At 67.3% G+C, this 20,982-nt stretch carries 20 protein-coding genes; 11 read left to right on the top strand and 9 right to left on the bottom strand.

Annotation, left to right across the window (positions count from 1 at the left end; translation table 11 throughout):
• Nucleotides 1-114: 114 nt before the first annotated feature.
• The gene (locus tag JYG32_RS21160; RefSeq protein WP_249744842.1) at nt 115-2,337 is read left to right on the top strand and encodes an EAL domain-containing protein; all 2,223 of its coding nucleotides are present in this window, start codon (nt 115-117) and stop codon (nt 2,335-2,337) included.
• A gap of 410 nt (nt 2,338-2,747) precedes the next feature.
• Here JYG32_RS21160 and JYG32_RS21155 read toward each other — a convergent pair whose 3' ends face one another.
• The gene (locus tag JYG32_RS21155) at nt 2,748-3,437 is read right to left on the bottom strand and encodes a LysR substrate-binding domain-containing protein (protein ID WP_213266839.1); all 690 of its coding nucleotides are present in this window, start codon (nt 3,435-3,437) and stop codon (nt 2,748-2,750) included.
• Between the two features lie 164 nt (nt 3,438-3,601).
• The gene (locus tag JYG32_RS21150; protein ID WP_213266838.1) at nt 3,602-4,573 is read right to left on the bottom strand and encodes a LysR family transcriptional regulator; all 972 of its coding nucleotides are present in this window, start codon (nt 4,571-4,573) and stop codon (nt 3,602-3,604) included.
• A gap of 132 nt (nt 4,574-4,705) precedes the next feature.
• On the opposite strand from JYG32_RS21150, the gene JYG32_RS21145 reads away from it, so the two are divergent.
• The gene (locus JYG32_RS21145) at nt 4,706-5,557 is read left to right on the top strand and encodes a class I SAM-dependent methyltransferase (protein WP_174383330.1); all 852 of its coding nucleotides are present in this window, start codon (nt 4,706-4,708) and stop codon (nt 5,555-5,557) included.
• Complete coding sequence (locus JYG32_RS21140; protein ID WP_213266837.1) at nt 5,557-6,390, top strand: MFS transporter; 834 nt, start codon at nt 5,557-5,559, stop codon at nt 6,388-6,390. The genes JYG32_RS21145 and JYG32_RS21140 overlap by 1 nt, the downstream gene beginning before the upstream one ends.
• 83 nt (nt 6,391-6,473) lie before the next feature.
• Here JYG32_RS21140 and JYG32_RS21135 read toward each other — a convergent pair whose 3' ends face one another.
• The gene (locus tag JYG32_RS21135) at nt 6,474-6,965 is read right to left on the bottom strand and encodes a 2,4'-dihydroxyacetophenone dioxygenase family protein (RefSeq protein WP_213266836.1); all 492 of its coding nucleotides are present in this window, start codon (nt 6,963-6,965) and stop codon (nt 6,474-6,476) included.
• A gap of 182 nt (nt 6,966-7,147) precedes the next feature.
• Here JYG32_RS21135 and JYG32_RS21130 point away from each other — a divergent pair, with 182 nt between their 5' ends.
• The 3 genes from JYG32_RS21130 to JYG32_RS21120 are packed head-to-tail and all read left to right on the top strand — an operon-like array spanning nt 7,148 to nt 9,244.
• Nucleotides 7,148-7,618 carry a MarR family winged helix-turn-helix transcriptional regulator gene (locus tag JYG32_RS21130; RefSeq protein ID WP_213266835.1) on the top strand — a complete coding sequence of 157 codons (471 nt, stop codon included), beginning with the start codon at nt 7,148-7,150 and terminating at the stop codon, nt 7,616-7,618.
• Nucleotides 7,619-7,655: 37 nt separating this feature from the next.
• The gene (locus JYG32_RS21125) at nt 7,656-7,991 is read left to right on the top strand and encodes a hypothetical protein (protein ID WP_174383326.1); all 336 of its coding nucleotides are present in this window, start codon (nt 7,656-7,658) and stop codon (nt 7,989-7,991) included.
• On the top strand, nt 7,988-9,244 hold the full coding sequence (locus JYG32_RS21120; RefSeq protein ID WP_213266834.1) for an MFS transporter: 1,257 nt from the start codon (nt 7,988-7,990) through the stop codon (nt 9,242-9,244). The genes JYG32_RS21125 and JYG32_RS21120 overlap by 4 nt, the downstream gene beginning before the upstream one ends.
• 144 nt (nt 9,245-9,388) lie before the next feature.
• On the opposite strand, the gene JYG32_RS21115 is transcribed toward JYG32_RS21120, so the two are convergent.
• Nucleotides 9,389-10,339 (bottom strand): LysR family transcriptional regulator, encoded by a 951-nt coding sequence (locus JYG32_RS21115; RefSeq protein WP_174379547.1) that lies wholly within the window; start codon nt 10,337-10,339, stop codon nt 9,389-9,391.
• Between the two features lie 105 nt (nt 10,340-10,444).
• Here JYG32_RS21115 and JYG32_RS21110 point away from each other — a divergent pair, with 105 nt between their 5' ends.
• A complete protein-coding gene (locus tag JYG32_RS21110) occupies nt 10,445-11,803 on the top strand; it encodes an aspartate aminotransferase family protein (protein WP_213266833.1) in 1,359 nt (452 codons plus the stop codon).
• 49 nt (nt 11,804-11,852) lie between these two features.
• Complete coding sequence (locus JYG32_RS21105; protein ID WP_213266832.1) at nt 11,853-13,370, top strand: CoA-acylating methylmalonate-semialdehyde dehydrogenase; 1,518 nt, start codon at nt 11,853-11,855, stop codon at nt 13,368-13,370.
• 148 nt (nt 13,371-13,518) lie between these two features.
• Here the strand turns inward: JYG32_RS21105 and JYG32_RS21100 are convergent, their stop codons facing one another.
• The 4 genes from JYG32_RS21100 to JYG32_RS21085 form a co-directional block, all read right to left on the bottom strand.
• Nucleotides 13,519-13,893 carry a COG4315 family predicted lipoprotein gene (locus JYG32_RS21100; protein WP_174379550.1) on the bottom strand — a complete coding sequence of 125 codons (375 nt, stop codon included), beginning with the start codon at nt 13,891-13,893 and terminating at the stop codon, nt 13,519-13,521.
• A gap of 294 nt (nt 13,894-14,187) precedes the next feature.
• The gene (locus JYG32_RS21095) at nt 14,188-15,120 is read right to left on the bottom strand and encodes a DMT family transporter (protein WP_213266831.1); all 933 of its coding nucleotides are present in this window, start codon (nt 15,118-15,120) and stop codon (nt 14,188-14,190) included.
• 125 nt (nt 15,121-15,245) lie between these two features.
• Nucleotides 15,246-16,178, bottom strand: a complete 933-nt coding sequence (locus JYG32_RS21090) for an AEC family transporter (protein ID WP_213266830.1) — start codon at nt 16,176-16,178, stop codon at nt 15,246-15,248.
• 173 nt (nt 16,179-16,351) lie between these two features.
• A complete protein-coding gene (locus tag JYG32_RS21085) occupies nt 16,352-17,236 on the bottom strand; it encodes a LysR family transcriptional regulator (RefSeq protein WP_213266829.1) in 885 nt (294 codons plus the stop codon).
• A gap of 306 nt (nt 17,237-17,542) precedes the next feature.
• On the opposite strand from JYG32_RS21085, the gene JYG32_RS21080 reads away from it, so the two are divergent.
• Nucleotides 17,543-17,920, top strand: a complete 378-nt coding sequence (locus JYG32_RS21080; RefSeq protein WP_213266828.1) for a nuclear transport factor 2 family protein — start codon at nt 17,543-17,545, stop codon at nt 17,918-17,920.
• Between the two features lie 65 nt (nt 17,921-17,985).
• Here the strand turns inward: JYG32_RS21080 and JYG32_RS21075 are convergent, their stop codons facing one another.
• Complete coding sequence (locus tag JYG32_RS21075) at nt 17,986-18,921, bottom strand: helix-turn-helix domain-containing protein (protein ID WP_213266827.1); 936 nt, start codon at nt 18,919-18,921, stop codon at nt 17,986-17,988.
• A 219-nt stretch (nt 18,922-19,140) separates the two neighbouring features.
• Here JYG32_RS21075 and JYG32_RS21070 point away from each other — a divergent pair, with 219 nt between their 5' ends.
• Both JYG32_RS21070 and JYG32_RS21065 read left to right on the top strand, forming a co-directional pair.
• Nucleotides 19,141-20,448 (top strand): cytochrome P450, encoded by a 1,308-nt coding sequence (locus tag JYG32_RS21070; RefSeq protein ID WP_249744897.1) that lies wholly within the window; start codon nt 19,141-19,143, stop codon nt 20,446-20,448.
• Nucleotides 20,449-20,636: 188 nt separating this feature from the next.
• Complete coding sequence (locus JYG32_RS21065) at nt 20,637-20,942, top strand: panthothenate synthetase (RefSeq protein WP_174379557.1); 306 nt, start codon at nt 20,637-20,639, stop codon at nt 20,940-20,942.
• The last annotated feature ends 40 nt before the right edge of the window (nt 20,943-20,982 follow it).

Raw genomic sequence — 20,982 nt, 5'->3', positions numbered from 1 at the left:
AGACACAGTGCGACGACGCCTGCAAAGCCGAGATCGTTGCCCTGGACCCACCACTGGCACCGTGAAGGGATCTGCGTGAGCGCGCCGAGAGATCCAGTCAATCGTCGCGTCCTCGTGATCAACGACAATGTTGCGGCTCACCAGAGTTTCCGCAAGATTCTCGCTCGCCCACTGCACAGCGAAACTGCGCTGGCCGCAACCCAGGCGTCCTTTTTCCGCGAGGTTCCAGCCGGTCGCGCGGCGTTTCAGATCGATTTCGCGTATCAGGGCCGGGAAGCGCTGGAGCGGGTCGTGCGCGCGCTGGCGGAGAACAAACCCTATGCGATGGCCTTTGTCGACACGCACATGCTGCACGGTTGGGACTGCCTTCAGACCATCGAGCGACTCTGGCAAGTGGACCCCAAGTTGCAGGTTGCCCTATGCAGCCCGCATTCCGATCCCCCTTGGGGCACGCTGGCCAGGCGCCTGGGCGCAGACGACCGGCTGCTCGTTCTCAAGAAGCCATTGAACAACATCGAGGTCCGTCAGACGGCCAGCGTGCTGACCACGAAGTGGCAGATGACGAAAGAGGCGGCCGTCAAGACGAGCGACCTGGAAGCGGTCGTCGAGGAAAGAATCAATGCGCTTGCTGAAGCCAACATCATCGTCCAGAACAGTCCAGTCATCCTTTACCGTCTGCGCGGCGTGCCGTCGTTTCCGCTCATCTACATATCGCATGACATCGCCAGGTTCGGCCACGACCGCGCTGCCTTGCTTGCTGCGCCAGTCTGGGCCAACGAGCTTGTCGCCCCGGACGACCAGGCCAAAGTCGATGCGGCACTGGCGCGAGTACTGGACAAGGACACCGAAGGGGTCACGATCGAGTTCCGCTTGCGCACTGGCGACGGCGCTTACTGTTGTGTCGAGAATCGCTATGTTCCGGTCCGCGACAAGGATGGACGGCTAATCGAAGTTGAAGGGATCATCATCGACATTGCCGAGCGCAAGGCAGCGGAGGAAAAGATCGCGCGGCTCGCTCACACCGATGCGCTCACGGGATTGGCGAATCGGGCCGGCTTCCTCGCGCGGGTGCACCAGGCTTTCGCTGCAGCCCAACACGGCACCATGCCGTTTGCGATCTTCTTTGTCGCTCTCGACCACTTCAAGCGGGTCAATGACAGACTGGGTTACCCGATCGGCGACCTGTTGCTTCGGGAGGTGGCAGAGCGTCTCAGGAATTGCATTCACGAAAGCGACCTGGTTGCCCGGTTGGGCGGCGATTCGTTTGCCGTGCTGCAGGGCGAGATGGTCGAGCCGGCGAACGCCGGGGCACTGGCCGCGAAGCTCCAGGCGACGCTGGCGGCTCCCTATCTGCTTGATGGCAACGATGTGCGTATCTCGGTGAGCATTGGCATCCGTGCGTACGTCCAGGGCGACAGCGGAGCAGACGCCATGCTGGCGCAGACCGATTTAGCGCTCCACCGTGCGAAGCATCAGGGCGGCAACCGGTATCGCTTTCATTCCGACGAACTCGACCAGGAAGTATTCAAACGTGTCGCACTCGCCGACGACTTGAGAGGAGCGATTGATCGCGGCGAGTTGGAACTCCAGTACCAACCCGAGGTCGAGTTGTCCTCCGGAAACATTCTAGGGATGGAAGGACTGGTTCGCTGGCATCACCCGACGCGGGGCCTCATTGCCCCTGGTGTGTTTATTCCGATCGCCGAGCGGGACGGCACCATGGCAGCGCTTGGGCACTGGGTGCTGGACCAGGCGTGCCGGCAAATGAGAGTATGGCGCGACGAGGGGGTGGCCCCGCTGATGATCGCGATCAATCTGTCTCTGTTCGAGCTCAGGAGTGCTCAAACGTTTGTGCGCGATGTTACTGAAGCCGCCGCGAAGTGGCGTCTCGCCCCCTCCGATTTGGAATTCGACGTGACTGAGGCGACTCTGGCCAGGCTGTCGTGGGCACAAAGCGACATACTCCCACAGCTACATGAGCTCGGCGCGAAGATTGCCATCGATGATTTCGGTAGCGAGTATGCGTCATTTGAGTATGTCAAGGCTTATCGTGTGAACCATCTCAAGATCGCGCAATCCCTCATCCGCCGGTCTACCAGCGATCCCGAGAGTGCGGCGACGATCCGTGCCATCGTCACCTTTGCGCACAGTATCGGGATCGGGGTCATTGCCCAAGGCGTGGAGACCGAGCAACAGCGTGCGCTGCTGGCTGCGACGAATCGGGCGACGAGCGCGCAAGGCTTCCGTTTCAGCGAAGCAGTGGGGGCCGCTCGAGCCAGCGAACTCCTGCGCCAAGGCCACATCGCGCCATGCGCGGGGCCTGGTTCGGAAGAGTAGGCGTTCAATTGTTGCGGCTGCAAGTTTCGCCAGGCCCACGGTGCTGTCGGTTCATTCGGGTACGCAGTGAACGTCGAACCTGACGAGCCTGGTTGGACCAAAGGGCATTACTGATGGCAGCGTCAATGGCATTCCGCGCGCGCCCTCGACACCCGGCCGCTTCGCGACGTGCCGTTGCGCGGATCGACGGTTTGCCAGCAGCCGCCCACGTGACATCGAACCAGGCTGAGAAATCCATTTGGCTGTAGCGCGGAGGCAAGGCGACATCACTGGTACCCGTTCACGAAAACCGAAAACAGACACTCATAGCACTTCGATAGTGCCAAAGCCGACCGACTGGTTCGGCCGAGTACTTGCCTGTCGACATGATTGCATGAACGACCGTTCCACCTTGAAAGGCACCGTTGAGATCACGGCAGGTCGAAAGACCGAGTTGGGTCGCAATCCGCCGGACGAAATTCCACGCGCGTTGCGCGAATCTCAGGCACCGAGACAACGACCCATCCGACGCCACGCAAGCGCCGATACAGTGCATCGGCACCGCCCACGGCAATGACGGCGATCAATCCGCGGCGAGCGCTCTGGCCAGCACGCGTGCGTGCGCGGCGAACCGCTCGGCAACGGGGCTCCGTGTCCGGTTCCGCAGCGTGATCAGCATCGTCGGTACAGTCCAGGTCGGCAGGTCGATCCGGCAGGTCGATCGGCAGCACCTTGATCCATTCCTGATCGGGGCCGAAGCGCAGCAGCGAGTGCGGCATGACCGTAACGAAACGCCCGGTGCGAAGCAACGTGCGCCGCAGATTCAGCGATCCGGTCAGCGCGCGGGCGGTCGGCGGAGCCGCGCCGATCGCCTGGAATGCTTCAACGATCGGCGAATGCAGCCCGACCTCGTTCGGCGACAGGATCCACGGTGCGTCGACAAGATCGGCGAGCGAGGGGCGGCGCCGCTTTCTGGCCCGTTCGCTGCGGTTCGACACGACGATCCGAAACTGTTCGCGAAACAGCGGTTCGCCGTTCATGTCCGGACCGGGTGCCGCAGCGAATGGCCTCGCAATCACCAGCTCGCAGCGTCGCTCGCGCAGGAAGTGGGCCTGCAGCACCGGCGCGTCGCCCGATGCGACCGGGAAATCCGCTTTCTGACATCCGCCGAGGCGGCCGCGGTGCTGCGCAAGAAGGGGCTCGCGCGAACGACGCCATGACCGGCAGGCATCAACATGTCAATCCCGACCATCCGATTCGGTAATCGGCCACACGAAAGAACACATCATCCGTTTTTCCGCGGTCCTGCACGCTCCGGCGCATGATGCGCCGGGACTTTGCCAGGACCCGGCGGATGGTTCTTCACATGATCGATGAACGCGCGCAGCTTCGGCATGATCTGCCGACGGCCCGGATAGTAGAGAAACACGCCCGGCCTCACCGGCGCGAACGGCTCCAGCACGTGCACCAGGGTTCCCGCTTTCAGCGCTTCCGAGACCATGGGCTCAGGTAGCTGCGCGAGGCCCAGGCCTTCGACTGCCGCACCCAGCAGGGTGGGAAAATCATGCGCGATAAGCGGGCCCGATACGGCGACCTCGATCTCGCGGTCGTTGTCGTTGAATGACCACGGCGCGAGCGCACCGTTGGATCTCCGCCATCGCAAGCACGCATGTTCGCGCAGATCGTCCACGCGTTCGGGACGGCTGCGGCCTGCAAAGTAGGCCGGACTGCCGACGAGGACGAGACGGAACGGGGGCGTCAACGGCACCGCGACCATGTCGGCGGCGACGAACTGGCCCAGGCGGATGCCGGCGTCGAACCCTTCCGCCGCGAGATCGACCAGCGCCTCGTTCGCGGCAATCTCGACTTCGATCTCGGGATACGCCCGGCAAAAGGACGCAATCAGCGGTTCCAGCAGGATCGGCACCACCGCGCGCGGCACCGAAAGTCGCAACAGTCCGGTGGGCCGCTGGCCGAGACCGCGGGCTACCTCGCTGGCGGCGACGAGCTCTTCGAACGCTGGCTTGGCACGCGACAGAAATCGTTCGCCGGCTTCCGTCAGGCCGACACTGCGCGTGGTGCGGATGAAGAGTGCGGCGCCAATGCGTTCTTCAAGCACACGCACGGCCTGGCTGACGGCCGACGGCGTGACGCCGAGTTCGGCGGCTGCGCGGCGAAAACTGCGATGCCGGGCAACGCTGAGGAACGCTTCCACACCATCGAGTGCGCCTTGCCTGACTGTGAAGTTCTGCTTCATGGCTCATCAACATTGTGATGAATAGTCGCTCGCCAGCGGCCATGGTACACCTACGCATGCAGACGAGGCATCGCGCCGATTTCGGCACGCAAGCCCGGAACGATCTGCTCGAAACCATGGAGGAACCTCACCATGAACGATGCGCTTGATGGCGTGCGCGAGCACTATCGCGCGACCGGCCTGACCGAGCGGCTGAAAGCCGCACTCGCGGTGCTTGGACCGGAGGATCAACCGTTCGCACCGCGGCAACTGGACGCCCTCGACCAGTTTCACACCCGCGGGCTGGCTGCCACCGACGAGCTCGCCGAATTGGTCGGGATCACTGCCGACATGGCGGTGCTGGACGTCGGTTCGGGCATCGGCGGGCCGGCTCGCGTTCTGGCTGCAACCCGTGGCTGTCGGGTGACGGGGATCGATCTCAGCGAGCCGTTCGTGGATGCCGCGCGCTATCTCGCGCAGCGCACCGGGCAGAGCGGGCAGGTGTCGTTTCGTACCGCCAGCGCGCTGGATCTTCCGTTCGACGACGGTCGTTTCGATGTCGTGCTGCTGCAGCATGTGGCGATGAACATCGCCGATCGCGCACGGCTTTATCGGGAGATCCGGCGCGTGCTGAAATCCGACGGCAAATTCGCGACGTACGACGTCGTCGCAAACGGCAGCGAACTGCACTATCCCGTTCCGTGGGCGCGAACCCCGGCCACGAGCTTCCTGATGACGGCCGACGCAACACGCGAGGCCATCGAGACAGCAGGTTTCCGCACGCTGACATGGCAAGACGACACGGAGGCCGCAAAAGCGTGGACCGCCCAACGGCGCGTGTCCGGGCCGCCACCGTCGCCGAATCTCGGCATCGTGCTGGGGCCGGACTTCGCGCAACTGTTCGCGAACCTGGGACGCAATCTCGTCGAAGGCCGGATCGGCATTCTCACTGCGGTGTTCGAGGCCGACGCCACGAATACCCGGAACCGCATGGAGGCCCGCTGATGAAAGCCGCTCCTTTTCCTGCCGGTATCGTCCCGTCGAGTGCCGCCTGGCGCGGCTTGCTCTGGATCGTACCGCTGACGGTCTTGTGGATCGGCCTGATCTACTGGCAGCCGGCTATCCCGGCGAGCGGCGTTCCAGTCACCGCTCACCAACTGGCGGTCCATGTAGTCGTCGCGATCGGTTTATGGCTCGGCCTCGAACGCACCGGCCTGACGCCGGGCCAACGCAGCACGACCTGGCTTGCGGTCATGATTCCGTACACGCTCTGGTTCGCTGTCGCGTGGAGCGCGACCATCGATGGCACGTTCCGCGCGGGCACGCCGGACTCGCCGCCTTTGCTGCCGTTGGCGATTGTTCTGCCGGTGCTGATCGGCGCGCCACTGTTGCTGTTGTCGAGGCGGGTCGGGCAGGTGCTCGATGCGATGCCGGCGACGTGGCTCGTCGCGATTCAGCTTTACCGCGTATTCGGCGGTTGGGTGCTCGCCGCGTGGCTGCATGGAGGGATGCCCGGCGTGTTCGCGTTGCCGGCGGGAATCGGCGACGTGCTGACCGGCGTGTTCGCCGTGCCGGCGGCAATCGCCGTCGCAACCGGCACGGCCGAGGGGCGGAAGGCGGCGATCATGTGGAATCTCTTCGGCCTCGCGGATTTCGCTATCGCGATCACGTTGGGAATGATCACGTCGCCCGGCCGGTTCCAGTTAATCGTTCCGAATGTGCCAAGCATCGGTGCCGGTGTTTATCCGGATGTGTTGACCCCGGCGTTCGTGGTGCCGACCTCGATCCTGCTGCACGCGCTGTCGCTGCGCCAGTTGATCCGACGGTCCGCTGACTAAGCGGGTGCGGCGATGCGGCGCGGCCCCGGCATTTTGACGCTGAGCGTGCATGCGCCGATCGCCGGATCCGACCGCGCCCGACGTCAGCGCGTCACGAACGCCACGGCGGCTTCCGGCGCCGTCCGCGCATGCTTGCGCTGGCGCAGCAGCGCGACGCGGCAATTCTCGCGGGCGGTCTCGCGGCTGTCGTCGTCGAGCAGCACGAGATCGCCGCGCATCACGTTCAGCGTGATCACGTCCTCGCCCGGCGCGCCGAGCGTTTCCGGCGTATGCACCGAGCCGGCCGGTTCGAGCACCGTCGAGCCGGCATGCGCGATCCAGTCGTATTCCAGGTAGCGCCACGCGCCCTGCAGCGTGTGGACGAACACCTCGCCGTCATGGCGATGGCGCGGCAGCGTGCTGCCGGCCGGCATCTTCAGCAGCGCGGTCAGCGTGTCCTCGGCCGCGTTGATGTGCAGGTACTTGATCGCCAGCCCCGGCAGGTCGGCGCTCATCGGCAGCCACGGCAGCGCGTCGCCGGGCAGGCACGAGATCGGCGGCAGGTCGGTGGAGAGCGGGGCGGGCGGCTGCGTCATGGCGGGAGGCGGAGCGGAAATGGGGAGCCCGCATTATCGCAGAGCCTGAACGCATGGCTGAACGCGACGTTGCGCGTTCGTGTCCGATTCGCGAGCCTTCCTTCACAGGCGCGTGTCCGTCGCTCCTCGATATATACAGTCAAACTGTACAGTTTTTCTGTATATATGCTATCGTGGACTTCATGAACACGCCACCGTCATCCTCCGACGCGCTCCCACTGGCCGGTCTCGCCGGCGAACTCCGCATCTCGGTCGGCAAGCTGATGCGGCGGATGCGGGAGCAGACCCACCCGAACGACCTCACGTCTTCCCAGAAATCGGTATTGCTGCGGCTCGATCGCGACGGCCCCGCGACCGTGTCGGCGCTCGCGCGCGCCGAAAGCGTGCGTCCGCAGTCGATGCGCGTGACGGTCGCGACGCTGGAGGCGCTGGGTGCCGTCAGCGGCGCGCCCGATCCGACCGACGGCCGGCAGACGCTGATCGCGCTCACACCCGGTTTCCGCAAGGTGCTGCAGGCCAACCGCGCGGCCAAGGACGACTGGCTGTTCCGCGCGCTGCACGCGCAACTGTCGGAGCAGGAACAGGCCGAGCTTGCAGCGGCCGTGAAGCTGCTGCAGCGGCTCGCCGAATTCCAGGACCCGGCGCGCCCTTGAACCCCATCGATCCGCCCGCCGAAAGGACAGCCCGAACATGAACTCCCTGCATCTCGTGTCGTACTTTTTCGGCGGCGCGTTTCTCGCGAACGCCGTTCCGCATCTCGTCAGCGGGCTGCGCGGCGAGCCGTTCCAGACGCCGTTCGCGAATCCGCCGGGCCGCGGGCTGTCGTCGTCGACGGTGAACGTCGTCTGGGGCTTCGTGAATCTCGCGATCGGCTACGCGCTGGTCGGCCGGGTCGGGGCTTTCGACCTGAAGGCGACGGCCGACGCGGCCGCGCTCGGCCTCGGCATCCTCGCGCTCGGCCTGTTCCTTGCACGACGCTTCGGCGCGCTGCACGGCGGCAACGATCCGGAGCGGGAACGGCCATGAGCGTGCCGGCAGCAGGCGTGTTCCGCTCGCTTCGCAGTTTCAACTATCGCGTATGGGCGATCGGCGCGCTGGTGTCGAACATCGGCACGTGGATCCAGCGCACCGCGCAGGACTGGCTCGTCCTCACGCAGCTCACGCATCACGACGCGTCGGCGGTCGGCACGGTGATGGCGCTGCAGTTCGGGCCGCAGCTCCTGCTGTTGCCGTGGACCGGTTACGCGGCCGATCGTTTCGACCAGCGCAAGCTGCTGATGGTGACGCAGGGGTTGATGGGCGTGCTGGCGCTGGCGCTCGGCGCGCTGACGGTCACGGGCGTCGCGCGGCTCGAGCATGTGTACGTGTTCGCGTTCCTGTTCGGCTGTGCGTCGGCATTCGACGCGCCCGTGCGGCAGACCTTCGTCGCGGAACTGGTCGGCGACCGCGAGCTGGCGAACGCGGTCGCGCTCAATTCGACGTCGTTCAATGCCGCGCGGATGATCGGCCCGGCGGCGGCGGGCTTCCTGATCGCGTCGATCGGCACGGGCTGGGCGTTCCTCGCCAACGGGCTCAGCTTCTTCGCGGTGCTGGCATCGCTGTCGCTGCTTCGGGAGGACGAATTGCGCGCGAATGTGCGGGCGGGCCGCTCGCGCAGCGGCCTGCTCGACGGGTTCCGCTATGTGTGGCGGCGCGACGACCTGAAGGCGATCCTCGTGATGCTGTTCCTGATCGGCACGTTCGGGCTCAATTTCCAGTTGTTCATCTCGACGATGGCGGCCAGCGTGTTTCACGTCGACGCGCGCGGCTTCGGCGTCCTGTCGTCGATGATGGCGGTCGGCACGGTCTCGGGCGCGCTGCTCGCGGCACGCCGCGAGCAGCCGCGTTTCCGGCATCTGTGGTTCGGCGCGGTGCTGTTCGGGCTCGGCTGCGCGCTCGCCGCGCTGGCGCCGGGCTACTGGCTGTTCGGGGCCGCGCTCGTGCTGACCGGGATCGCCGCGATCACCTTCATGAACTCGACCAACAGCCTGATGCAACTGTCCACCGAGCCGGCGATGCGCGGACGCGTGATGGCGCTGCGGCTCGCGGTCGCGCTCGGCGGCACCCCGATCGGCGCGCCGGTGGCGGGCTGGGTCGCGAACCATCTCGGCCCGCGCTGGGCGCTCGGCGTTGGCGCGGCATCCGGCTTTGCGGCCGCGCTCGTCGCGACGCATTTCGTGAAGCGCAGCCGGGCCAGACCGCGCGCGGGCGGCGCGGTCGATCAGGGCGACGGCGCGTGACGTAACAGGGCGGAGACGAAGGGGCCGCTGCGCCTGCCCGTCTCGTATTCGATGCAGGCGCGCGTGCGCAGGGCCAGCCGAGCGTACCGCTCGCGCGATGCTGCACGGCGCACCGCCGGGAACCGGATGCCCCGCGTGAGCCGCCTACGCCGCCGGCCGGGCCGTCGCATGCGCGGCTTCGAGGCACGACTGGAACAGCAGCGCCGCCCGCGACGGCCGCGGCGAGCGCCGCAGCAGGCTCACGAACCGGCACCGGTAGTTGAACCGGTGCGGCGCGATCGGCTGCATCAGCCCCTTGTTTTCGAAGCTTTCCGCGTAATGATCGGGCAGGAAGCCGAGATAACGGCCGGACAGGATCAGCGTCGCGATCGACTCCTGGTCCGACGCGGTCGCGCCGCGCGTAAGCTTCGCGCGATGGCTCAGTTCCATGTTCGGCGAATGGAAGCCGAGCCCGGCGAACGCATGGTCGCGGATCGTCGTCCACGTGAGCTTGCCGTGCGGCGCATCGTAGAGCGGATGCTGGCGGCCGCAGTACAGCAGCATCCGTTCGTCGAACAGTTCCGAATACACGAGGCTGCCCGAGTTGCGGTGCGCGGGAATGATCCCGACCTGGTAACTGCCGTCGATGATCCCGCGCTCGACCTCGTTGATCGACGCGACATGCAGGTTCAGCGCGACGTCGGGTGCCTCGTCCGCGAACTGGCGGATCGCATCGCCGAGCCGCGCGTTCGCGTTGGTGGCCGTCTTGTCGAACACCGCGACGTGCAGTTCGCCGCCCATCCGGTCGTGTATGCCGTCGATCCTGCTGCGAAATGCTTCCATCGACGCGAGCAGCCGCAGCGTCTCCTCGTACACCGTCTGCCCCTCGGGCGTCAGCGTGAAGCCCGCGCGGCCGCGCCGGCACAGCACGAGGCCGACGCGCGTTTCCAGATCCTTCACGTGCCGGCTGATCGTCGAGATGCCGATATTCAGTTCCAGTTCGGCCGCCGCCATCCCGCCGCACTGCACGACGCCCTTGAAAACCCGCAGCAGGCGGAGATCCATGTCGCTGAGCTGCCCGAGCAGCGCGCGGCTCTTCGGTTTCTTTGCTTGCATAGTTGCGCAAGTGAACATTGATATTGCGATATTGAAGAGACTAATTGGCCTCCCGACAATGTGCAACATCATCACAAGAAGGAGGGGCGCGCCGCGCCGACCGACATGACCGACATCACCACCGCCGCGCAGCAGGACGACACGACCATCCGCACCGACGCCGCCTGGCTCGACGCGCACTGGATGCCGTTCACGGCCAACCGCCAGTTCAAGGCCGATCCGCGCATGATCGTGTCGGGCCAGGGCGCGTATTACACGGACGCCGAAGGCCGCAAGATCTTCGACGGCCTGTCGGGTCTGTGGTGCACGGGCCTCGGTCATGGCCGCACGGAAATCGTCGAAGCCGTGAGCCGCCAGGTCGCGCAGCTCGACTACGCGCCGGCGTTCCAGTTCGGCCATCCGAAGTCGTTCGAGCTCGCCAACAAGATCAAGGACCTGACGCCGGCCGGCCTCGACTATGTGTTCTTCACGGGGTCGGGCTCGGAAGCGGCCGACACGTCGCTGAAGCTGGCCCGCGCGTACTGGCGCGCGAAGGGCAAGGGCACCAAGACGCGCCTGATCGGCCGCGAGAAGGGCTACCACGGCGTGAACTTCGGCGGCATCTCGGTCGGCGGGATCGGGCCGAACCGCAAGCTGTTCGGCCAGGGCCTCGACGCCGATTTCCTGCCGCACACGCAACTCGCCGAGAACAAGTTCTCGCGCGGGATGCCCGAACACGGCGCCGAGCTGGCCGATCGCCTGCTCGACCTGATCGCGCTGCACGACGCATCGAATATCGCGGCCGTGATCGTCGAGCCGTTCTCCGGTTCGGCGGGCGTGGTCGTGCCGCCGAAGGGTTATCTGAAGCGCCTGCGCGACATCTGTACCGCGCACGACATCCTGCTGATCTTCGACGAGGTCATCACGGGCTTCGGCCGCGCCGGCGCGATGACGGGCGCCGACGCATTCGGCGTGACGCCGGACATCCTGAACTTCGCGAAGCAGGTGACGAACGGCGTGCAGCCGCTCGGTGGCGTGGTCGCGACGAAGGAAATCTACGACACGTTCATGGCCGCAGGCGGCCCCGAATACATGCTCGAGTTCCCGCACGGCTACACGTATTCGGCACACCCGGTCGCGTGCGCGGCCGGCGTCGCGGCGCTGGATCTGCTCGAGAAGGAAGACGCGGTGGCCCGCGTGCGCGATCTCGCGCCGCATTTCGAGGCGGCCGTGCACGGGCTGAAGGGCCAGCGCCATATCGCGGACATCCGCAACTACGGCCTCGCGGCCGGCCTGACGATCGCGGCGCTGCCGGGCGAACCGGCACGGCGCCCGTACGAGATCGCGATGCGCTGCTGGTCGAAGGGTTTCTACGTGCGCTACGGCGGCGACACGATCCAGCTCGCGCCGCCGTTCATCTCGGAAAAGCGCGAGATCGACAATCTGGTCAACGCGTTGTCCGATGCGCTGAACGAAGTGGACTGAGCCATCGCTCGCCCCAAGCGACAACCGAATTCACGAAAGAGCCCGAACGATGAAACACGACAGCAATGTGACTTCCACCCTCGGCCACCTGATCGACGGCAAGCGCGTCGACGGCGGCAGCCGCGTCCAGCCGGTGTTCGACCCGGCCACCGGCGCATCGGACAAGAGCGTCGCGCTCGCCGACAAGGCGACCGTCGAGGCCGCGATCGCGTCCGCGCAGGCCGCGTTCCCGGCGTGGCGCAACACGCCGCCGCTGAAGCGCGCCCGCGTGATGAACCGCTTCAAGACGCTGCTCGAGGAGCACGCCGACGAGCTGTGCGCGCTGATCACGGCCGAGCACGGCAAGGTGCTCGCCGACGCGATGGGCGAACTGCAGCGCGGGATCGAGAACGTCGAATACGCGACCTACGTGCCCGAGCTGCTGAAGGGCGAGCACAGCAAGAACGTCGGCCCCGCGATCGATTCGTGGAGCGAGTTCCAGGCGCTCGGCGTCGTCTCGGGTATCACGCCGTTCAACTTCCCGGTGATGGTGCCGCTGTGGATGTGGCCGATGGCCGTCGCGTGCGGCAATACGTTCGTGCTGAAGCCGTCCGAGCGCACGCCGTCGTCGACGCTGCGCATGGCCGAGCTCGCGCTCGAGGCCGGCCTGCCGCCGGGCGTGCTGAACGTCGTGAACGGCGACAAGGAGGCGGTCGACACGATCCTGACCGATCCGCGCGTGAAGGCCGTGAGCTTCGTCGGCTCGACGCCGATCGCCGAATACATCTACTCGACCGGCTGCGCGCACGGCAAGCGCGTGCAGGCGCTCGGCGGCGCGAAGAACTTCGCGGTCGTGATGCCCGACGCGGACATCGGCAATGCGGTGAACGCGCTGATGGGCGCCGCGTACGGTTCGTGCGGCGAGCGCTGCATGGCGATTCCGCTGGTCGTCGCGATCGGCGACGAGACGGGCGACCAGGTCGTCGCGGGCCTGAAGGCCGAAATCGACAAGATGAAGGTCGGCCCGGGCAACGGCGCGGGCGTCGACATGGGCCCGCTCGTCACGCAGCAGCATTTCGACAAGGTGACGGGTTTCGTCGAAGCGGGCGTGGAAGCGGGCGCGACGCTCGTCGTCGACGGCCGCGGCGTGAAGGTCAACGGCCACGACGGCGGCTACTACCTCGGCCCGTGCCTGTTCGACTACGTGAAGCCCGGCATGCCGATCTACCAGCACGAGATCTTCGGGCCCGTGCTCGGCGTGATCCGGCTGAAGTCGCTCGACGAGGCCATGGCGCTGATCGACGCGCACGAATACGGCAACGGCACGTGCCTGTTCACGCGCGACGGCGAGGCCGCGCGCTACTTCAGCGACAACATCCAGATCGGCATGGTCGGCATCAACGTGCCGCTGCCGGTGCCGGTCGCGTACCACTCGTTCGGCGGCTGGAAGCGTTCGCTGTTCGGCGACCTGCACGCATACGGCCCGGATGCCGTGCGGTTCTACACGAAGCGCAAGACGATCACGCAGCGCTGGCCGTCGGCCGGCGTGCGCGAAGGGACGGTGTTCAGCTTCCCGTCGAACCGCTGACGCGCATGCCGGCTGCATGCAGCGCCGGCCTGTCGGCTGGCGCTGCAAGGTGGCTGACGTGAAGATGCGAAGGCCCGCCCCGATCGACCACGATCCGGGCGGGTTTTTTACGTCCGCGCCCGTTGCGCGGACGGCGGCCGAAAAACGCTTACGGCGCGACGACGTGCCACATGTCCTTGAAGTTGTCGCCGTTGCGGTCGCCCTGTTTCATGTCCTTCGAGAAGAAGTACAGCGGCCGGCCCTTGTACGCCCATTGCGGGCTGCCGTCGTCGCGTTTCACGATCGTATAGGGCCCGACCGGTGCGTCGGTCGCGCTGGCCTTGTACGGCGGCCAGAAGGATTCGCACTGGCCCGTGCACGCGCTGGTGCCGGCGTTGGGCTTGTCCTTGTCGAACACGTAGACGGTCATCCCGTTCGCGGCGACGAGCGCGCCGTTTTCGACTTTCGTGATCGAGCCTTGGGCCGAGGCCGAAGCGGACGCAATGGCGAGCAGGGCGGAGCTGACGAGCAGCGCGGCTTTCATGAGTGCCTCCTGTAATCCGGTGGGCGGCTGCAATCGCGCGCACGGGCGAGCGGGCGCGACGATCGCGATGAATGGTGCCGGAACGCGGTGCCGTTGCCGCCGGTGCGAGCGACGCAGGGTCGGATGGCGGCGAACGGGGCGCTTCATTCACGATAGGCGGTTTTTGGCGGGGCTGCGAGAAAGTCCGGGCGCGTAGCGGCGGCGCGCAGGCGTTACGCCACGGTGCGGCGAGTGCCGTCGCGTTCCGGTATTCGGAATCCGTCCCCGAGCCCGCGTGGCGCGTGCGCCGATACGTCAGCGCGGTGCGCGATTGGTCAGCGCGACGCCCGCGATCACGAGCGCGCCGCCGGCCAGCATCGATTGCGACAACGGTTCGCCGAGCAGTGCGACCGACAGCAGCACGCCGAACACCGGCACCAGGTTGGTGAACACGGCCGCACGGGCCGGCCCGAGCTCGCGGATGCCTTGCGAATACCACACGAACGCGACCACGGTGCCGATTGCGCCGAGATAGATCATCGACACGACGGCCTGCCACGTCAGCGGCGTGCCGCCGCTCGTGCTCGGGCCGAACAGGTGCGCGACGACCAGCAGCGCGAGGCCCCACAGCGTCGCGTATGTCGTGGCCGCAAGCGGCGACAGCCCGTCGAGCGCGCGCCGGCCGATCACCGTATAGGCTGCCCAGCTCAGCACCGCGCACAGCATGTATCGTTCGCCGGCGCCGAACGTGTTGCCGAGATCGGTCAGCACGCGCAGCCATTCGCCGCGGCTGATCACGACCAGTGCGCCGAACAGCGCAACGGCGATGCCGGCCCAGCGCGCCGGCGACAGGCGTTCCCGCACGACGACCGACAGCAGCACGGCGGTGGCGACCGGATTCAGCGCGACGAACAGCGCGGTACGGCCGGCCGGCATCCGCGCGAGCGCCGCGAAAAAACACACGTTGTACAGGAAGATGCCGGTCGCGCCGAGCGCGAAGGTCGTCACGATCTGGCGGCCGCTCGGTTTCGGCAGACCGCCTTCGAACTTCCATGTCAGCGCGACCAGCAGCAGCGCGGCGATCGCGAAGCGGCCGGTGGCGGCCGAGGTCGCGGACATCGACGCAGCCAGGATCCGGCCCGCGATGAACGTGCCGCCCCAGAACAGCGCGACGAGCGTGAGCTTCACGTAGATGGCCGCATTCGGCCGGGTGGCGACGATGCCGGCGGGTGCGGCAGGAGCGTTCATGTGCGGTGGTTTCTCGAAAGGTGGTCGCGGCCATGCGTGCACGACCGCGCGCGGCTGACGATGCCGAACCGTGCGACGACTGTCCCGCAGGCCGATTCAGGGGGATGGGGTTGGGTGCCGTGCCGTCAGCGAAACGCGGGCGCCGATGCGAGCGCCGTCAGCACGACGGGCATCGCGAGCGCCGCGGCGACCGTCTGGAACGCGGTGATGCCGGCCATCAGCGGCGCGTCGCCGCCGAGCTGGCGCGCCATGATGTACGACGCCGACGACGTCGGCAGCGCCTGGAACAGCAGTGCGACCGTCAGCGCCGCATCGCCGAGCCCGAACAGGCGGCCGGCCGCGAGCGTGATGAGCGGCATCGCCATGAATTTGAACGCCGACGCGATGCACACCGGCTGAATCCACGTACGGGCCGCGTCGAATTTCAGCGCCGCGCCCACGCACAGCAGGCCGAGCGGCATCGACGCCGCGCCGAGTGCGCGCACGGCCGGCTCGACGGCCGCCGGGAACGCGACGCCGCCGACCTGCATCGCGATCCCGAGCGCGCACGCGACGACGAGCGGATTCGACAGGATCTGGCGTGCGAGTGCGCTTGCACCGAGCCGCGTATCGCCGTAGCGCGCGAAGACCAGCACGCACATCAGGTTGACGGTCGGGACGATCGCCGCGACACATACGGCCGCGAGCGCGATGCCCTTTGCGCCGAACAGCCCGGCGGCCAGCGCGGTGCCGACATAGTTGTTGAAGCGCACCGCGCCCTGGAACACCGACGTGAAGCCGGCGCCGTCGACCCGGACCAACGGGCGGACCAGCAGAAGAAGCGCCGCGGCGAGGGCGGTCGAACCGACCAGCGCTGCCGCGAGCGGTAAAACGGGCAGCGCTTGCAGTCGCGCGTTCGCGAGGCCGTCCGCGAACAGCGCCGGCAGCAGCACGTAGTAGCAAAGGCGCTCGGCCTGCGGCCAGAACGCTTCGGCGATGAAGCCCGTGCGGCGCAGGCCGTGGCCGAACGCGACCAGCAGCGCGACCGGCGCCAGCGCGAGCAGGATCGGGCCGATCATCGGCGCGCCTTCGCGCGGGCCGGGCGGGACGCTCGGAGCGGCTGGCAGGCGGAGCGGCGGAACGAGGCGGGAATCCATCCGGCGGGCAACATGGCGGCACGCAATCGAAAGAGTGACGATGTCGCCAAGTTAACACGCGAAAGCAACAGGAATAATGGTTAATTATCGGGTGTTCAATGAGAAATTCTCATCGATGATGCGGTGACTTCGGCGGCCAGCGCGCGGGCGAAACGCTCGGCCGGACGCGACTGGTGTTCGAGCAGGACAACCGCGCGCCCCATCTGCGGCTGACCGAACGGCAAGCGCGTGACGGGCGGCAGGCGTGCGAGCGTCGAATCGGGAAGCGCGACGATCGCCGCGCCGAGCCCTCTCGCCACCATCCGTGCGATCGTTTCCGCGCTGTCCAGCACCATCTCTTCGCGCACGCGCACGCCGATGCGGCGCAGCTCGGCGGCGATCATGCGGCCGGCCCATGCCTGCGCATCGAAGCGGATGAACGGCAGCGCGTCGAGCAGCGTGCCCGCGTCGCGTTCCGCATGGTCCGGCGGCGCGAGCAGCCAGAAGCGATCCTCGTACAGTGTCGTCCATGTCAGCTCCGCCGGATGCGGGCGCACGGGGCGCGTCGTGATCGCCGCATCGAGTTCGCCGGCGGCGACGCGGTTCGCCAGCTCGGCCGACATGCCGGCCGACACATGCACGCGCAGCGACGGGTGCGCCGCGCGCAGCGCGAGCAGCGCGTCGGGCAGCGGGCCGGACAGCGCGGTCTGGATCGCGCCGATCCGCAGGCGGCCGACGAGCTTCTTCTCGTCGCTGAGCGCATCGGGAATCCGGTCGACCATCGCGAGCACCTGCTCGGCCTGCGCGAGCAGGATGTTGCCGGCCTCGGTCAGCACCGGCTGCCGGCGCGAACGGTCGAACAACTGCACGTTGTATTCGCTTTCCAGCGTCTTGATCTGCAGGCTCACCGCCGATTGCGTGAGCCCGATGGCTTCGCCGGCGCGCGCGAAGGTCCGGTATCGGGCGATGGCGACCAGCGTTCTGAATGCGCGTAGTGACATGGACGAAGTGACGTGGGAGGCTGGCCGGCATGCGGATTGCTCGCGTGTCGGCGGCAGCGTTCGCGTGACACGCCGCTCAGGTGCGGCGAGGTCGGCGAGAATCAACGAAAAAATCGGCCGGCGAGTTCGCGGACATCATGCCCGTGCCCGCCGAATCGGGCAACCGCGGCATTGCCGGCTTACGATGGAAAGCGCAGGGGCTGCCGGCCGATGCGGCCTGGCGTGGGTGGCAACGGGCGCGTTCCGCCGGAACACCTGAAGCCGCGCGAGCGAGGCCCGCACCGACCCTTCGAGGAGGACAGGACGATGCTTCAGAACCCGGGCGACGTTGCGCGCGCCAGCTATCGCGCGTATGCCGACAAGGACCGCGACGCGATCGAAGCGCTGATTGCGCCGGACTTCCATTTCACGAGCCCGCTCGACAACCGGCTCGACCGCGACACGTATTTCGCGCGCTGCTGGCCGAACAGCGCGATGCTGGCTCGCTTCGATTTCGTCGACGTCGTCGTTCACGGCGAACACGTATTCGTCGTGTACGAGGCGGAAACGAGCAGCGGCAGGCGGTTCCGGAATGCGGAGCGGTTGCGCGTCCGCGGCGGGCGGATCGTCGAGGCCGAGGTGTATTTCGGCTGGAACGTGCCGCACGATGCGCCCGACGGCGGCTTCGTCGAACAGCGCGGTTGAGTGGGGGCCGCGAGCGGGCCGTGCATCGCGAATCGGAGGGCCCGGCGGGATCGACCGCCGCCGCGTCACACCCAGAGCCGGTACATCCAGAACGACTCGTCGTCGATAAAGCGTTGCGTGAATTCGCTCGGCGAGAATCCCGTGATGCGCTTGACCTCGCGGCTCAGGTGCGCCTGGTCGGCGAATCCTTCGTCCAGCGCCAGCGTCGCCCAGTTGAACGCGGTGCCGGCTTCGAACCGGTCGCGCGCCGCGAAGAACGCGCTTTCCGTCCTGACGAGCGCCTGCCATTCGCGCAGCGATCGGCCGCTGTAGGTCTTGATGCGCCGTTCGACCTGACGCGGGCTGTGCGTGCCTCGCCATTCGCGTGCCTGTAGCGCCAGGCGCTCGACCCAGCTACGCCCCGCATGACGGAGCGACGACAGCGGCGTCGCAGGCCGAAGCGCCTGCCAGCGGGGCGCGAGATGGCGATCGATCGCCGCCAGCGCGTCGGCGTCGCGATCCGCGCCGATCAGCGCATCGAGCAGCGGGTGCCAGTCGCGGCCGAGGCACGCGTGCGCGTCGAGCACGCGGTCGTGGATATCCGGCAGCGCGATGCCGAACAGCGTCCGCGCCGCATCGGCGGTGAAACAGATCATGCCGATCAACCCACCCGTCGGCGCCCACGCGACGGTGGGGGCCGAATGGCTGCCCGACAGCGTCGCGGCCGCGCCGAAGGGGCGCCATTGCGGGCCGTCGGCCGTTGGTTCGACGAAGCCCACGTCGAGATCCCGATACCACGACACGCAGACGAGCGGCGTGGCTGGAAAGTGCGAAAGTCGCTGCGCGTCGCTCAATGTGACGCCGCGCGTGTCGTGCAGGACGATCGCGACCACCGCACCCTGCAGCGCGGCCGGTGCGGGATGCAGCCGCGCGTGCGGCGACTGTCCGCCGCTCGACACACGGGGTGCGCGCGCAAGCGGATCGGGGCACGACGGCGGGATCGATGGCGGTCCGGAGAACATGACGCCGGAGTATAGGGACCGGCCGCACGCGTGTCGATGTCGTTTGCGTTCAAGACCGCCGGCTCGCCGATGCGGACAATCCGGCGCATGAACACACGATCCTCTTCCCGATGTCCATTCCATGCGGGCACCGCTGCGCCGGCGCCCGCGCTTCACCCGCCCGGCGTATGGCCGCCGGGGCCGCGCGCCGGCCTGACGGGGTGGGGGCTGCTGCGTGCGATGTCGCGCGACCTGATCGGCACGCTGGCCGGCTGGCAGCGCGCGTACGGCGACGTCGTGCACTTGCGCGTGCGGCCCGAGCACGCCGTGGTCGTGACCGATCCGGCGCTCGTGCGCGAGCTGCTGGTCACGCAGCACGATGCGCTCGGGCGCTGGGAGCGCGCCATCCGCGTATTCGCGCAGGTCCACGGCCATAGCGTGCTGGTCGCCGAGGGCGATGCGTGGCGCGACAAGCGGCATGCGCTGCAGCCGAACTTCATGCCGAAGCCGGTTCAGGCGTTCGTTCCGGCGATCGCGGCGACGGCCGGTGATGCACTCGCGCAGTGGCCCGCGCGCGATCCGGACTGGCCGATCGAAAGCGCGCTGACATCGCTGGCGATGGACGTGATCATGCGCACGATGTTCTCCGATGCGATCGGCGACGATGCGCGCGCGGCCGAGGAGGCGGTACGCGTGGTGAGCGCCGCGGCCAACGCCGAGTTCTACCTGCCGGCGAGCACGCCGGACTGGGTGCCGTGGAAGCGCGACAAGGCGCGGGCGAAGGCGGTGTTGAACGGGCTGATCGACCGGCAACTGCATGCGCGCCTCGACAGGCCCGAGCGTACGTGGCCCGACGACCTGTTGTCGCGCCTGTTACGGCTGCATCGCGCGGATGCACGGAAATGGCCGCTGCAGGCCGTGCACGACGAATGCATGACGGCGTTCCTCGCCGGTCACGAGACGACGGCCGGGGCGCTGACCTGGTGGGCATGGTGCATGGCCACGAATCCGGCGGTGCAAGCCGCCGCGCGCGACGAGGTTTCCCGTGTGCTGGGTGGTCGCGCTCCGTCCGCCGAGACGCGATCGTCGTTGCGCTACCTGGCGCAGACGCTCGACGAAACGCTGCGCCTGTATCCGTCCGCGCCGATCCTGATCAGCCGTCGCGCATCGCGGCCGATTGCACTGGGTGCGTGGCAGTTTCCCGCGCGCACGCTGTTCATGCTGCCGCTGCAACTCATGCATCTCGATGAACGATGGTTTCCGGAGCCGCATGCGTTCCGGCCCGAGCGCTTCGCCGACGACGCGCCGGCGCTGCCGCGCGGCGCGTACATGCCGTTCGGCACGGGCCCGCGCGTATGCCTCGGGCAGCATCTGGCGATGACCGAGATGACGGTTGTCGCCGCAATGATCCTGCAGCGTTTTGTGTTGTCGGTGCCGCCCGGCATGGCGCCGCCGCGCGCGGTGCTGAACGTGACACTGCGGCCGGAGCGGGCGCTGCATCTGGCAATCGCGCCGACGGGGCTGACGGCCGATACGGTCTCCGCATGATGGGGGCATAAGCGGTCGATTCGACCCGGCCTGCATCGCGCGGGCGATTGCCGTTTGCGCGATGCGGTGTCATCGAATCGTCGGAATGTGAATGCGTGCCGGCAACTGCTTGCGGCGCCACTGGCGCGGCGTCGCGTAGCACCTATGCTTGAAGGGCCCAGGCCGGGCGGAGCCCAAGGAGGATGGTCATGCGCATGCTTCTCAACGTACGAATCCCTCACGAGCCGTTCAACACGCTGGTGCGCGATGGCAGCGTCGGCGACGTGATCTCGCGAATACTCGAAGCGGTCAGGCCGGAGGCCGTGTATTTCACGGAGCAGAGCGGCGGGCGCGGGGCGGTCGTGATCGTCAATCTGGATGACCCGTCGCAGATCCCGGCGCTCGCGGAGCCGTGGTTCCTGATGTTGAATGCAGACTGCGAGTTCCGCGTGGTGATGCTGCCGGACGATCTCCAGAACGCCGGGCTCGCGCAACTCGGCGCGAAGTGGAGGTAGCAGGACGCTGCGCATGCCCGTGCCCCTGCCCGAAAACCGG

It is taken from the genome of Burkholderia pyrrocinia (assembly GCF_018417535.1).
GTDB classification, from domain to species: Bacteria; Pseudomonadota; Gammaproteobacteria; order Burkholderiales; family Burkholderiaceae; genus Burkholderia; species Burkholderia pyrrocinia_E.
Note: the sequence above shows the minus strand (reverse complement) of the source record. Positions and strands in the feature narration are given on the sequence as shown.

Coding starts and splice junctions, on each gene's coding strand:
- JYG32_RS21125 (WP_174383326.1), top strand. CDS start 7,656: ATGAACTCCCTGCATCTCGTGTCGTACTTTTTCGGCGGCGCGTTTCTC.
- JYG32_RS21070 (WP_249744897.1), top strand. CDS start 19,141: ATGTCGCGCGACCTGATCGGCACGCTGGCCGGCTGGCAGCGCGCGTAC.
- JYG32_RS21115 (WP_174379547.1), bottom strand. CDS start 10,339: ATGCAAGCAAAGAAACCGAAGAGCCGCGCGCTGCTCGGGCAGCTCAGC.
- JYG32_RS21090 (WP_213266830.1), bottom strand. CDS start 16,178: ATGATCGGCCCGATCCTGCTCGCGCTGGCGCCGGTCGCGCTGCTGGTC.
- JYG32_RS21135 (WP_213266836.1), bottom strand. CDS start 6,965: ATGACGCAGCCGCCCGCCCCGCTCTCCACCGACCTGCCGCCGATCTCG.
- JYG32_RS21065 (WP_174379557.1), top strand. CDS start 20,637: ATGCGCATGCTTCTCAACGTACGAATCCCTCACGAGCCGTTCAACACG.
- JYG32_RS21100 (WP_174379550.1), bottom strand. CDS start 13,893: ATGAAAGCCGCGCTGCTCGTCAGCTCCGCCCTGCTCGCCATTGCGTCC.
- JYG32_RS21110 (WP_213266833.1), top strand. CDS start 10,445: ATGACCGACATCACCACCGCCGCGCAGCAGGACGACACGACCATCCGC.
- JYG32_RS21105 (WP_213266832.1), top strand. CDS start 11,853: ATGAAACACGACAGCAATGTGACTTCCACCCTCGGCCACCTGATCGAC.
- JYG32_RS21150 (WP_213266838.1), bottom strand. CDS start 4,573: ATGAAGCAGAACTTCACAGTCAGGCAAGGCGCACTCGATGGTGTGGAA.
- JYG32_RS21130 (WP_213266835.1), top strand. CDS start 7,148: ATGAACACGCCACCGTCATCCTCCGACGCGCTCCCACTGGCCGGTCTC.
- JYG32_RS21095 (WP_213266831.1), bottom strand. CDS start 15,120: ATGAACGCTCCTGCCGCACCCGCCGGCATCGTCGCCACCCGGCCGAAT.
- JYG32_RS21145 (WP_174383330.1), top strand. CDS start 4,706: ATGAACGATGCGCTTGATGGCGTGCGCGAGCACTATCGCGCGACCGGC.
- JYG32_RS21075 (WP_213266827.1), bottom strand. CDS start 18,921: ATGTTCTCCGGACCGCCATCGATCCCGCCGTCGTGCCCCGATCCGCTT.
- JYG32_RS21120 (WP_213266834.1), top strand. CDS start 7,988: ATGAGCGTGCCGGCAGCAGGCGTGTTCCGCTCGCTTCGCAGTTTCAAC.
- JYG32_RS21140 (WP_213266837.1), top strand. CDS start 5,557: ATGAAAGCCGCTCCTTTTCCTGCCGGTATCGTCCCGTCGAGTGCCGCC.
- JYG32_RS21085 (WP_213266829.1), bottom strand. CDS start 17,236: ATGTCACTACGCGCATTCAGAACGCTGGTCGCCATCGCCCGATACCGG.
- JYG32_RS21080 (WP_213266828.1), top strand. CDS start 17,543: ATGCTTCAGAACCCGGGCGACGTTGCGCGCGCCAGCTATCGCGCGTAT.